Origin of the sequence: Sinorhizobium sp. 7-81, from assembly GCF_030124405.1 — a bacterium.
Classification (GTDB): domain Bacteria; phylum Pseudomonadota; class Alphaproteobacteria; order Rhizobiales; family Rhizobiaceae; genus Sinorhizobium; species Sinorhizobium psoraleae.
Window position 1 is genome coordinate 1,005,867 of sequence record NZ_JASKLT010000002.1, and the last position, 13,042, is coordinate 1,018,908.

Annotated in this window: 12 protein-coding genes; 9 read left to right on the forward strand and 3 right to left on the reverse strand. The window is 62.7% G+C overall.

What is annotated here, in order from left to right:
* Positions 1–2: 2 nt before the first annotated feature.
* The 3 genes from ehuD to ehuB form a co-directional block, all read right to left on the reverse strand.
* Positions 3–653: an ectoine/hydroxyectoine ABC transporter permease subunit EhuD gene (gene ehuD / locus QN224_RS11835; protein ID WP_269286894.1), complete on the reverse strand. Its 651-nt coding sequence runs from the start codon at positions 651–653 to the stop codon at positions 3–5.
* Positions 650–1,366: an ectoine/hydroxyectoine ABC transporter permease subunit EhuC gene (ehuC, locus tag QN224_RS11840; RefSeq protein WP_283976791.1), complete on the reverse strand. Its 717-nt coding sequence runs from the start codon at positions 1,364–1,366 to the stop codon at positions 650–652. Before ehuC ends, ehuD begins: the two co-directional genes overlap by 4 nt.
* Positions 1,367–1,441: 75 nt before the next feature.
* A complete protein-coding gene (gene ehuB, locus QN224_RS11845) occupies positions 1,442–2,305 on the reverse strand; it encodes an ectoine/hydroxyectoine ABC transporter substrate-binding protein EhuB (RefSeq protein ID WP_283976792.1) in 864 nt (287 codons plus the stop codon).
* 190 nt (positions 2,306–2,495) lie between these two features.
* On the opposite strand from ehuB, the gene QN224_RS33870 reads away from it, so the two are divergent.
* Genes QN224_RS33870 through doeA form a run of 9 tightly spaced genes read left to right on the forward strand, consistent with a single transcriptional unit; the run spans position 2,496 to position 13,036 of the window.
* Complete coding sequence (locus QN224_RS33870) at positions 2,496–3,677, forward strand: M24 family metallopeptidase (RefSeq protein WP_283976793.1); 1,182 nt, start codon at positions 2,496–2,498, stop codon at positions 3,675–3,677.
* Positions 3,678–3,737: 60 nt separating this feature from the next.
* Complete coding sequence (locus QN224_RS11855) at positions 3,738–4,886, forward strand: Xaa-Pro peptidase family protein (protein WP_283976794.1); 1,149 nt, start codon at positions 3,738–3,740, stop codon at positions 4,884–4,886.
* A 9-nt stretch (positions 4,887–4,895) separates the two neighbouring features.
* Positions 4,896–6,152 carry a sarcosine oxidase subunit beta family protein gene (locus QN224_RS11860; RefSeq protein WP_283976795.1) on the forward strand — a complete coding sequence of 419 codons (1,257 nt, stop codon included), beginning with the start codon at positions 4,896–4,898 and terminating at the stop codon, positions 6,150–6,152.
* Positions 6,153–6,161: 9 nt separating this feature from the next.
* Positions 6,162–6,428, forward strand: coding sequence for a sarcosine oxidase subunit delta (locus QN224_RS11865; RefSeq protein WP_283976796.1), 267 nt, complete (start codon positions 6,162–6,164; stop codon positions 6,426–6,428).
* On the forward strand, positions 6,425–9,364 hold the full coding sequence (locus QN224_RS11870; protein ID WP_283976797.1) for a sarcosine oxidase subunit alpha family protein: 2,940 nt from the start codon (positions 6,425–6,427) through the stop codon (positions 9,362–9,364). The genes QN224_RS11865 and QN224_RS11870 overlap by 4 nt, the downstream gene beginning before the upstream one ends.
* Positions 9,357–9,854 carry a sarcosine oxidase subunit gamma gene (locus QN224_RS11875; RefSeq protein ID WP_283976798.1) on the forward strand — a complete coding sequence of 166 codons (498 nt, stop codon included), beginning with the start codon at positions 9,357–9,359 and terminating at the stop codon, positions 9,852–9,854. Before QN224_RS11870 ends, QN224_RS11875 begins: the two co-directional genes overlap by 8 nt.
* Positions 9,845–10,840 carry a hydroxyectoine utilization dehydratase EutB gene (gene eutB, locus QN224_RS11880; protein WP_283976799.1) on the forward strand — a complete coding sequence of 332 codons (996 nt, stop codon included), beginning with the start codon at positions 9,845–9,847 and terminating at the stop codon, positions 10,838–10,840. Before QN224_RS11875 ends, eutB begins: the two co-directional genes overlap by 10 nt.
* Positions 10,837–11,829, forward strand: a complete 993-nt coding sequence (eutC, locus tag QN224_RS11885) for an ectoine utilization protein EutC (protein ID WP_283976800.1) — start codon at positions 10,837–10,839, stop codon at positions 11,827–11,829. The genes eutB and eutC overlap by 4 nt, the downstream gene beginning before the upstream one ends.
* Positions 11,830–11,854: 25 nt before the next feature.
* Positions 11,855–13,036 carry an ectoine hydrolase DoeA gene (doeA, locus tag QN224_RS11890; RefSeq protein ID WP_283976801.1) on the forward strand — a complete coding sequence of 394 codons (1,182 nt, stop codon included), beginning with the start codon at positions 11,855–11,857 and terminating at the stop codon, positions 13,034–13,036.
* Positions 13,037–13,042: the final 6 nt, after the last annotated feature.

Here is a 13,042-nt window from a genome sequence, read left to right on the forward strand (position 1 = left end):
TTTTATCTCCGCTGCAACCAGGATTCGAGCATCCGTATGATGCCCGCTGAAACCAGACTCATGACAAGGAAGAACACCCCGACGAGCGTGACGGGCTCGGTATAGCGGAAGGTTTCAGACCCGATGTTCTTTGCGGTTTGCATGAGCTCGAGGACCGCAATGGCCGAGAGCAAGGGCGTCTCCTTGAAAAGCGCGATCAGATAGTTTCCGAGCGCAGGAACGACGGGAGGCAGAGCCTGAGGCAGGATTATATCCTTGAAGGTGTTCCATGGAGACAGATTGAGGGCGATGGATGCCTCCCATTGTCCCCTCGGAATGTTCTCGAATCCGGCCCGGTAAACCTCGGAGCAGTAGGCGGCGTAGTGAATGCCTATCGCTGCCACGCCTGCCGTGAACGCATCCAGCACAATTCCTGCCTTCGGCAAGACGAAGTAGAGGAAGAATATCTGGATGAGCAGGGGCGTCGACCGGATGAGTTCCACCAACACCGTGACCGCGACGCCGGCCACCGGAAAGGCCAATCTGATGGAGGCGAGCACAAGCCCGAGTGTCGCGGCTATGACGAAACCGAGAGCGGTCGCTTCGACCGTCATGATCGCCGCCCGAGCAAGGACCGGCAGAATCTCGAATGTGAATGTCCAATCCCACATCAGGCGGCCCTTCCGCGTGTCAGTCCCTTCGACGCACGCTGCTCAAGCAGGCGCATGACAATGGTGACGGTTAGAGAAATGGCCAGATAGATCAGCAGCACGAGGGTAAACACGGGTACCGTCTTCAGTGTTGTCTGGTTCATTTGCTGGGCTTTGAAGGTGAGGTCCGCCAGCGTAATCAGGGAAACGAGCGAGGTAGACTTCACCAGTTCGATAAAAAGGTTGCCCCAGGGAGGGATCATGGCCGTAAAGGCCTGAGGCAGGATGATCCGACGCAGCATTTGGGCCTTCGACATATTGAGCGCAATCGAAGCCTCCCACTGTCCGCGGGCTACGGAGAGGATGGCACCTCGCACCACCTCCGCTCCATAGGCTCCAATGTTCAGGCCGAGCGCCAGAACCGCCACCAGGAAGGCGTCAAGGAAAACGCCGAATTGCGGCAGCACGAAATAGAGCCAGAAGAGCTGCACCAACGCGGAAGTCCCGCGGAAGATCTCAATGTAGGTCGTCGAAAGCCACCTTATCGGCAGAGGGCCGTAGAGCTTTGCGAGCGCCGCCACCAGCGCCATGAACACAGCGAGCACGGCTCCCAGCAGCGTTATCTCTACCGTCAGGACAGCGCCTTCGAGCAAACCCGGCATGAACAGCCGGTATTCAGCGTTGGCTGAAAGCAGGGCAATCAGCAGCAACGTTGCCGCGAGCATCACGGCGAGCATACGAATCCACATCTGGGCCCCTCATGAACGCAGGGATTGGAAGTGCGGCGCTTTCGCGCCGCCGGCCAGAAGGCGTTATTCGCCTGCGCAAAGCTCATCTGTCGTCTTGTTCGGCAGATAGCCTTTTCCAAAGCCCAGCGGTTCGACGAGGGCGATATGCTCCGGGGTGCCAAGGAAGGCAACGAGTTCCTTGTTGAAGGCCTCGACGAGATCCTTGTCTTCCTTGCGGAAGCCGAAGCCGCCATGGCCCTTCACCGACTTTCCGGCAACTTCGCCGAAGGGTTCGGTCGACTCTACCCCTTCCGCCTTCTTGGCCATATCGGCGATCGAGAGCGCGGTCAGAGCTGCCGCATCCGCGCGGCCGGCCTGTACAGCGGCAACGAGACTGGACTGATCAGGAAGGGAGACAACCTGCTCGGCGGAGACGCCAGCATCCTTCGCGTAGCCACTTTCCACAGCACCCGCCATCACCGCGAGCTTCAGATCCTTGTTGGACGCGAAAGTGGAATAGTCTTTTACTGCCTTGGGATTGCCCTTCGCCACCAGCATGGCCTGCCCGATGCCATAAGAGGGCTCGGAGAAGGTGATTTCGGCGCAGCGCTTGGGATTGATGAACATGCCCGCCGCAATGATGTCGAAGCGGCCTGCCTTCAAGCCGGGAATGAGCGAACCGAATTCGGTGAGCACGCCGTCCACTTCCGCGATGCCCATTTTCTTGAGCACGGCCTTGGCGACTTCCGGAGCCTCTCCCGTGAGCTTTCCGTCCGGAGTGGCGAATCCGAAGGGCGCCTCATTGGCAAACCCGATGCGGATATAGCCGGCGGCCTTTGCTTTCTCAAGCGTCGATTCCGCATGGGCGTAGCCGGAGAAGGACACGGCGGCGACGGTGAGAGCCGCAGCCCTCAGAGCATTTCTGCGGGAAATGAGAGATTTGAACATGGGTTCCCCTTTTTTTGAAGATGGTGTTCATCTCGGATGGCAAGGATGCCTCGCGAGCGATAGAAGTATACATCTGGGCTCGGTTTTCGCAAGGTAGGTCCCAACTAAATGCGAAAAATCTCCGACCCAGTTGCGTGTCACGCAAAATGATGTACACATCTATGGCGTCATGTAGGTGAAAGGAGATGTCGTGAGCAGGTCGCCTGTTTTTACCGCGGCGGAGTATTCCCGCCGGATCCGTGATGTGAAAAAGCGAATGGAGCGGGCGGGTTTCGACCTCATCATTTGCCAGGATCCTGCGAATATGTGCTGGCTCACCGGCTACGACGGCTGGTCGTTCTATGTTCCGCAATGCGTGCTCGTGCACTTGGACGAGGATCTGCCCATCTGGTTCGGCCGGGCGCAGGACAAGAAGAGTGCTCTTCTGACGACCGGCTTACCTCAGAGCAACGTCGTGCCGTTCTCGGAATATCTGGTGCAGAATCCAGACGGCCATCCCTTCGACGAGCTTGCTGCGCTTGTGCGCGCCCGTGGTTGGGGGACGGCTCGCATCGGCGTGGAGATGGACGCGCACTACTATACGGCGCGGTGCCATGCCCATCTCGTCAAGGGCCTCCCGAATGCGAGCTTTTCCAACAACGGCGATCTGGTCAACTGGGCGCGCCTGATCAAATCCGAGCCCGAACTCGCCCTGATACGCGAGGCGGGTGCCATTTGCTCCCATGCGATGGAGCGGGCGATCGGGAAGATGGCCCCAGGAGTGCCGCAAAACCAGGTTATCGCCGAACTCTATAATGCTCAGATCATGGGCGTGGATGGCCTCGGCGGCGACTACGCGGCGATCTGCCCGCTGATGCCCGTCGGCGAAGGCACCGCCACCCCGCACCTGACCTGGACGGAAGATCCGTTGCCGCAATCCGGCCTTGCGATTCTTGAGATCGCTGGCGTGAGGCGGCGCTACCATGTGGCTCTTACCCGCACCGTGCACTTCGGCCCGCCGACTCAAACCTATCTCGACATCGCGAAAGCCATCGTGGACGGCGTCGACGCGGGGCTCGAAAAGGCGCGTTCCGGCAACACCGCCGAGGAAGTCGAGGCCGCATGGCAGGCGGTTCTGCGCAGCCGAGGGCTGAAGAAGGAAAGCCGCGTTGGCTATCCGGTCGGCCTGGCTTATCCACCGGACTGGGGCGAGCGCACCGTCAGTCTGCGACCGGGCGATAGGACCGAGTTACAGCCCGGCATGTGCTTTCACATGATGGCTGGCGTCTGGCTCAGTGACTTCGGCTTGGCGATATCGGAATCATTCGTCGTCACGGACAAGGGCGGAGAGAAGCTCTGCGCCTCGCCGCGGGAACTGATCGTCGTCGAATAGACGCACATTGATATCCATTCAAAGCTCCGCCGACTGAGGACGGGAGACAAGAGAGACAACATGGACGGTAATCCCTTTACCGATGGCGAAATTGCGCGCCGTCTTGGAGCTGTCAGAGTGGGGCTCGTCGATCGAGGACTCGACGCGGCGGTCTTTGCATCGCCGGAAAACGTCTTCTACCTGACCGGCCTCGATCACTGGGGCTACTTCGCGCCCCACCTTCTCATCGTTCCGCTCCAGGGTGAGCCGACGCTCGTCACCCGCGCGATGGAGCGGGTGACGATCGAAAATCACGTCCGCGCGGCCGAGTTCCGCGGTCACAGCGACAGCGAAACCGCGGCCGACCTGGCGTCGCGCATTCTCAACGATCAGGGTTTCGCCGGAAAGCGGCTCGGGCTCGAGCACTGGACGTCCGGGCTGAGCCACGGGCTTGCACGGCGACTGGAGTCGCTGGTGCGCGCCGAGTGGAGCGACGTCTCCAATCTGGTGGACCACCTGAGATTGGTGAAGAGCGCCGAGGAACAAGTCCTCATGCGGCGGGCTGCGGCGATCACCGACACTGCGGCCGCCGCCGCCATCGAGATGATCGCCGACGGTGCACGGGAGCGCGACGTTGCTGCCGAGTGCATCGCGGCGATGACCCGCGCGGGAGGTCATGTGCCGGGCTTTGGCCCCTTCATCCGTCCGGCCTCGCGGCTTGGCGAGGAGCACACGACGTGGGGATCCGGAAACTACCGCCAGGGGGAACCGGTCTTCATCGAGCTTTCCGGATGCATCTCGCGCTACCACGCGCCCCTGGGGCGTCTGATCCGGCTTGGGGGCATCAGCGACGCCGATCAGCGCATGGCGGAAGTGACGGCGGCGGCCTTCAATGCCGTCGTCGGGGCGCTCAGGCCCGGCGCGCGCGCCCGTGATGTCTACGCCGCCTGGCAGGCTGTCGTCGACGATGCCGGCCTTTCCCATTACCGCCGCCATCACTGCGGCTACTGTGTAGGTGTTGGCCAGCCACCGTCTTGGACGGGGGGGAATACGGTGACGGGTCTCAGGCACGATTCCGATCTCGAGATCCGCACGGGGATGAGCTTCCACATCCTTTCCTGGCTGATGGGGACCGGCAAGGGCGACGATTTCGTCTCCAACACCGTGTTGTTGACGGAGACCGGACCCGAGGTGCTGACACGCACGCCGCTCGGCCCGATCGTTCGATAGGACTTTGTCATGAGCCGTTATTCGGTCTTCTCGCTGCTGCGCCACGCAGCCACAGGCAACCGGGGATGGCAACGCGCCTGGCGCGCCGCCAGTCCAAAGGCCTCCTATGACGTCGTTATCATCGGAGGCGGCGGACACGGCCTCGCAACCGCCTTCTATCTCGCCGAGAACCACGGCGTCCGCAATGTCGCCGTACTGGAAAAGGGCTATATCGGCGGCGGGAATGTGGGGCGGAATACGACGGTCATCCGCTCGAATTACCTGCTGGACGGCAATACCCAGTTCTACGAGTTCTCCATGAAGCTCTGGGAGGGAATGTCGACCGCCCTGAACTTCAACGTCATGTTCTCGCAGCGCGGCCAGCTCGTCACGGCACATTCGGCGGATCAGCTCGATACGTTTACCCACCGCGCCAACGTGATGCGCTCGAACGGTATCGATGCGGAGATTCTCGACCGGGACGCCGTGCGCAAGCTCGTGCCCTATCTCGACTTCTCCGACACCGCGCGGTTTCCGATCCATGGCGCGATCTTCCAGGGGCGAGCCGGGACCGCCCGCCATGATGCGGTGGCATGGGGCTACGCGCGGGCGGCGAGCGGTCATGGCGTGGACATCATCGAGGGTTGCGAAGTTACGGACTTTGTCTGGCGGGGTGATCGGATCGTCGGCGTTGAAACGACCCGCGGTCGCATCGGTGCCGACCGGGTCGGTCTTGCGGTGGCCGGCCATACGTCCGTCCTTGGCCAGAAGGCCGGGCTGGAACTCCCAATCGAGAGCCATCTGCTCCAGGCCTTCGTGACCGAGCCGGTCAAGCCTTTGGTCGACCATGTCGTGGCCTACGGGGCGGACCACTTCTATGTCAGCCAGTCGGACAAGGGCGGTCTCGTCTTCGGCGGCAACCTCGACGGTTACAACTCCTACTCCCAGCGCGGAAACACCGGCGTGCTGCGGGAGGTCTGCGAGGCAGCGATCGCGCTGATGCCGAACATCTCGCGCCTGCGCCTGCTGCGCCATTGGGGCGGCATCATGGACATGACGCCGGACGCAAGCCCGATCATCTCGCGGACGCCTGTCGATGGCCTCTATCTGAACGGCGGCTGGTGTTACGGCGGCTTCAAGGCGACGCCCGCATCCGGTTGGTGCTTCGCCGAGATGCTGGCGACTGGCGAGACGCCGGCCCTCGTCCGCGGCTACGGGCTGGGGCGCTTCCGCAGCGGGCACATGATCGACGAAGCGGGTGCCGGCCCCTTCGCCTGGCTTCAATAGGAGAGCGGGATGCTTCGTATCGACTGCCCCTGCTGCGGCGTACGTGACCATGGCGAATTCCGTTACGGCGGCGATGCCACCGTCGAGCGGCCCGCGCACGACAATCCGGATCTCGATGCCTGGTACCGCTATGTGTACGTGCGGGCCAATCCCAAGGGGCTGCATCGCGAATATTGGCAGCACGTTCTCGGCTGCCGCCAATGGCTCGTCGTCGAGCGCGACACGGTCACGCATTCGATCGGTTCGGTCAGTTTTTCAAGAAGGCAACGGGCATGACACCCACCGAAAAGCGTCTTGCGTCAGGCGGATATCTCAACCGCTCGCAAGCCCTCAAGTTTACGTTCGATGGCCGCCCGTACTCGGGGTTCAAGGGCGATACCCTGGCTTCCGCTCTGCTTGCGAACGGGGTCTCCTTGGTTGGCAGGAGCTTCAAATATCATCGCCCTCGCGGCATTCTCACTGCCGGCGTGGAGGAGCCGAATGCCTTGGTGACGGTGGGGGCGGGCGCGCGCCGGGAGCCGAACCTGCCAGCCACGATGCTCGAACTGACAACCGGCCTGGAAGCGACAAGCCAGAACAACTGGCCCTCCTTGCGCTTCGATGTCCAGAGCGTCAACAGCCTGTTCAGTCCGCTTCTTTCCTCGGGGTTCTACTACAAGACCTTCATGGGGCCGACCCGCCGGGCCTGGATGGTCTATGAGCACGTCATCCGCAAGGCGGCGGGTCTCGGCAAAGCGACAATGATGCCGGATCCGGACCTGTACGACGCCCGTGACGATTTCACGGATGTGGCGGTCGTCGGCAGTGGGCCGGCCGGGCTTTCGGCTGCGCGGGCGGCCGCGCAAGCTGGAGCGCGCGTGCTTTTGATAGAGCAGGACTTCGAAATCGGCGGACGGCTGCTTTCCGAACCTGCGGGAGCGGCATGGCTGCGGGCAATGCGGACCGAGCTTGAGGGCATGCCGAACGTTCGGATTATGCGGCGCACAACCGCCTTCGGACTCTACGACGGGAATACGCTCGCGCTGATCGAGGATGCAGATCCGTTTGCAGGCCACGGTATGGCTGCGGCAAGAAAGAGCTTTACGCTGCTGCGCGCCCAGAGCATCGTCTTCGCCACCGGCGCGATCGAGCGGCCGATTGTGTTCTCGAACAATGACCGGCCCGGCGCCATGCTGACGTCCGCGATCAGGACATATGTCAATCGTTACTCGGTTTTGCCCGGCAACAACGTCGTGATCGCGACCGCCGACGACAGCGCCTATCTCACCGCTTTCGATCTCCTCGCCCACGGGGCACGCGTCACGATCGCCGACGCAAGGCCGATGGCGGAGCCGACGCTGCTGGCGAAGGCGAAGCAAATGGGCGCGGAGGTTCTTCTCGCGACGAACGTGGTGGATGTGAAAGGCAAATACGGGGTAAGGGGTGTCGTCCTCGCCGGAAAGCAAGGCACCACAAGCGTTAGCTGCGATCTTATCGGCATGTCCGCGGGCTGGTCTCCGGTCCTGCATTTGACGTCGCATCAGGGTGTCAAGCCTGTCTATCGGCCAGACATCGATGGCTTTGTTCCGGGACAGCTCCCCGAAACCCAGTTCGTCGCCGGTGCGGCGGCTGGAAGCTTGAGCGTCTCGGCGGCCGTCGCCGAGGGTGGCCGCGCCGGCCGCGCGGCGGCCGCCGTCGCTGGAAAGGTGGGAGCGGTCGCCGAAGCGCCCGCATTGGATATTGAGGAAACTTTCGGTCAGACGACTGCCTACAAGCCGGTCTTCGGTCAGCGAAAGGCATTCGTCGATTTCCAGATGGACGTGACGCTGGACGATATCCAGCTCGCCCAGCGGGAAGGATACGAGTCGGTCGAGCATCTCAAGCGCTATACGACGCTCGGGATGGGAACGGACCAGGGCAAGACCAGCAATATCAACGCCTTGAAGGTGATGGCGAAGCTGCGCGGGATTTCGATCCCGGAAGCTGGAACGACCACGTTCCGGCCGCCCTACGCGCCGGTGGCGATCGGGGCGGTCGCCGGACGTGCGACCGGTCATCACTTCCGTCCCTACCGTCTCACGCCGATCGACGACTGGCACACCGCGAACGGCGCGCAAATGCTCGAGGTCGGGCTCTGGATGCGGCCGTGGTTCTTCGAGGCGTCCGGCAAGGATGTGAATACGGCTTACGTCAACGAAATGCGGCACGTGCGGTCCGCGGCGGGGATCATGGACATTTCGACGCTCGGCAAGATTGACATCCAGGGGCCGGACGCGGCGGTCTTTCTCGATCGGGTCTACGCCAATAGCTTTGCCAGCCTTAAGGTGGGGCGGGCCCGTTACGGCGTCATGCTGCGCGACGACGGCATCGTTTTCGATGACGGAACGACGACGCGCCTGGGGCAAAACCGCTTCTTCATGACGACGTCGACCGCAAAGGCGGCCGACGTGCTTTCCTGGCTGGAATTCCTTCTGGACACGGCGTGGCCGGATCTGCGCGTCTCCGTTTCGTCGGTCAGCGATGAATGGGCGGGCATGTCGGTTGCGGGGCCTGAGAGTGGCAAGATCCTCGCGGCCGCGTTCCCGGGTATCGATATCTCCAACGAGGCGCTGCCGCACATGGGGCTAGCCGAGGGAACGTTCAAGGACAGTCCGCTCAGGATCATACGCCTCAGCTATTCCGGTGAGCGCGCCTATGAGATCTATATCGGAGCCTCGAACGGAGAAGCCGCCTGGCGGCACCTCATCGACGTCGGCGCGACTTATGGCCTGAAACCCTACGGCGTTGAGGCGCTTGGGGCGCTGCGGATCGAAAAGGGCCACGTGGCCGGTCCTGAAATCGACGGCAGAACGACTCTTTCGGACCTCGGCATGGGACGGATGGTCGCCAAGCGAAGCGGCTACGTCGGCGAGGCCCTGAGCCGTCGGGAAGCTTTCCAGGCTGCAAACCGCCAGCGGCTGGTCGGCCTGAAATGCATCGAACCCGGCAAACGGCTTCGCGGCGGGGCGCTTCTTTTTGCACCCGGCGAGCCGCTGCAAGGCCACGGCTGCGGCCGCATGACGTCGATCACCTACAGTCCGGAGCTGGAATGCTACATCGGCCTCGGACTGCTTGCCGCGGACTTCAAAGGCGACGAGGTGATTGCCTCCTATCCCATGAAAAATGAAGTCGTGCGGGCGCGTGTCGTTTCGCCCGTCTTCCTCGATCCCGCCGGAGAACGCATGCATGGTTGAGACGTTATCCGCCACGCACATGGTGCTCAAGCAACTGCCATGCCCGCTCATTCAATGTGATGCCTGGGAGGGTGCTCTTGCGGCGTTCGAGTCGGCGCTTGCCGGCGAGATCGGCGGCGCCCTGCCGACGCAGGTCGGGGAAATCGCTGGCCGCGACGGCCTGAGGGTCGTGCGCGCCGGACCGCGCCGCTTCTGGATCTTCCCGCTAGAGCGCTCGTCGACGATTGCTTCCGAAATCCCGCCCGAATTGGGCTGCAGGCTCGACCTCAGCGAAGGACGGATACGCATTGAGGTTTCGACGCCTGACCTGCGTGACGTCGTCTCCAAGTGTCTGGCGATTGACTGGGAACGCACGCTGGGCGTTGCGACCTTTTCCTCGCTGCACCGCATCCCGGTCATGTTCACGCGTTCCTCGGAGCGCGATGGCGAATTTGTCGTGCCGCGAAGCTTCGCCCGAAGCATCTCTGAATGGCTGGAGGAATGTCAGTGATGGAGCTCGATACTTTCCTGGCTGCCCGCCAACGGATCGCCGGCCGAATCCTGCGCACGCCGTTCGTCCTTTCCGCGTCGCTTTCCGAGCGCTGCGGCGTGCCTGTCGGCCTGAAGCTCGAACACCACCAGACCACCGGCAGCTTCAAGCTACGCGGCGCCACCAACGCCGTCCTGTCGCTCAGCCCGAAGGAGCGGGCCCGCGGCGTTGTGGCGGCCTCGACCGGCAATCACGGCCGGGCGCTTGCCCATGCGGCGAAGGCCGAAGGATCGAGCGCGACGATCTGCATGTCGCGGCTGGTACCGGAGAACAAGGTCTCGGAGATCCGACGCCTCGGAGCGAATGTGAGAATCGTCGGCAGATCGCAAGACGAGGCCCAGCAGGAGGTCGACCGTCTGGTCAGCGATGAGGGGCTGGTGATGGTACCGCCCTTCGACCATCCGGCGATCGTTGCAGGCCAAGGTACCTTGGGGCTGGAGATTGTCGAGGACATGCCGGATGTGTCCACCGTGCTTGTGCCACTATCCGGCGGCGGGCTCGCGGCGGGCGTCGCCGCCGCGGTCAAAGCACGTCGGCCGAAGGCGCGCGTGATCGGGCTGACGATGGAGCGCGGTGCGGCGATGAAGGCAAGCCTCGACGCTGGCCGTCCCGTGCAAGTCGAGGAAGAGGCAAGTCTTGCGGATTCGCTCGGCGGGGGGATCGGACTCGACAACCGGGTCACGTTCTCAATGTGCCGCGATCTCCTCGACGACGTCGTGCTGCTTTCAGAAGAAGAGATCGCCGTCGGCATTCGTCACGCCTACGAACAGGAACGCGAGATTGTCGAGGGGGCGGGGGCCGTCGGCTTCGCGGCGCTCTTGGCGGGCAAGATCCGGAACGTCGGCGGACCTGTCGCGGTGATCCTTTCAGGACGCAACATCGACATGGGGCTGCACCGGCGCGTGATAAACGGCGAAACGGATCCCCTTCGGGAGGATAGAACATGAGACAAATGAAAATTCTCACAGAGGCCGACCTGAGGGCGGTCGTATCGCTCGATCTCGAAGTGGTCGGTTGCATCGAGGGTGCTTTCCATGCCTTGGCGACGAAGGCCGTGGCAATGCCGCCCATCCTGCGGCTGGACATTCCGGAGTACCGCGGCGAGGTGGACGTCAAGACAGCCTATGTTCCCGGCATCGAAGGCTTTGCAATCAAGATCAGCCCCGGCTTCTTCGACAATCCGAAGATCGGTTTGCCGAGCACCAACGGCATGATGGTGTTGCTCTCCAGCCGCACCGGCCTCGTTGAGGCGCTCCTGCTCGACAACGGCTACCTGACGGATGTCCGCACCGCCGCCGCCGGAGCGGTCGCCGCCAAGCATCTTGCCCGGGAGGATGCCAGCGTTGCAGCGGTTCTGGGGGCCGGGATGCAGGCGAAGCTGCAGCTTCAGGCGCTCGCGCTGGTGCGGCCGATCCGCGAAGCACGCATCTGGGCGCGCGATCATGTGAAGGCCAAGGCTGCGGCGGATGAGCTTGCCGCAAAGCTCGGGATCCCTGTCGCCGCCGTTTCGGGCGCCAAGGCGGCTGTCTCGGGCGCACACGTCATCATCACGACGACGCCCTCGACCACGCCCATCCTGAAAGCGGAATGGCTCGAGAAGGGACAGCATGTCACGGCGATGGGCTCGGACGCTGAGCACAAGAACGAGATCGAGCCCGCCGCCATTGGCCGCGCGGATCTTTATGTGGCCGACAGTCTCGCGCAAACGCGGAGGCTCGGCGAACTGCACCACGCCATCGAGGCTGGCGTCGTCGGGGCTGGAAATGACTTCCCGGAGCTCGGGCAGATCATCGCCGGGCAGAGACCGGGACGCGCTGACGCCGATCAGATCACCATCGCGGATCTTACCGGCACCGGCATCCAGGATACGGCAATAGCCACACTCGCCTTCACGCAGGCCAATGCGGCGGAGGCCGGGACCACGTTCGAAAGCTAGCGCTGGGGGGAATAGAGGATACGACATGACGCAACCCAATCTCAAATTTTCCTTGGCGGAATACGAAGCAAGACTGCTGAAAACGCGCCAGTCGATGGAGGCGAAGGGCATCGATCTGCTGATCGTCAGTGACCCATCGAACATGGCCTGGCTGACGGGCTATGACGGCTGGTCCTTCTACGTGCACCAGGCCGTGATCGTACCGCCGTCGGGCGAACCGATCTGGTTTGGCCGCGGTCAGGACGCCAACGGCGCGAAGCTGACCGCCTATCTGAAGCACGAGAACATCATCGGCTATCCCGACCACTACGTGCAGTCCACCGAGCGCCACCCGATGGATTACCTCTCCGGCATCCTTGCCGAACGCGGCTGGGGTTCACTCAGGATCGGCGTCGAGATGGACAACTACTGGTTCTCCGCCGCCGCCTTCGCCTCGCTGCAAAAGCATCTGCCGAATGCGCGCTTCGTCGATGCGACGGCGCTCGTCAACTGGCAGCGCGCGGTCAAGAGCGAGACCGAGATCAAATACATGCGCAACGCGGCCCGCATCGTCGAGGGCATGCATCGGCGTATCTTCGACAAGATCGAGGTCGGCATGCGTAAATGCGATCTGGTCGCGGAGATCTATGACGCCGGCACTCGCGGGGTTGACGGTATCGGCGGCGACTATCCGGCAATCGTGCCGCTGCTGCCGTCGGGCCGCGATGCAACCGCGCCGCATCTTACCTGGGACGACAAGCTCATGAAGGCGGGAGAGGGGACCTTCTTCGAGATCGCCGGCTGCTACAATCGTTACCATGTGCCACTGTCGCGCACCGTCTTCCTCGGCAAGCCGACAAAGGCCTTTCTCGACGCGGAAAAGGCGACTCTCGAAGGAATGGAGGCCGGACTTGCCGTTGCCAGGCCGGGCAACACCTGCGAGGACATAGCCAAAGCCTTGTTCGCGGTCCTGAAAAAATACGGCATCGTCAAGGACAGCCGCACCGGCTATCCGATCGGGCTTTCCTATCCGCCGGACTGGGGCGAGCGCACGATGAGCCTGCGTCCAGGCGACAGGACCGAACTCAAGCCAGGTATGACCTTCCACTTCATGACGGGGCTGTGGCTCGAGGACATGGGCTTCGAGACCACGGAAAGCATTCTCATCACCGAGACCGGCGTCGAATGCTTCGCCAACGTGCCGCGCCAGCTCTTTATCAAGGACTAGCATCAA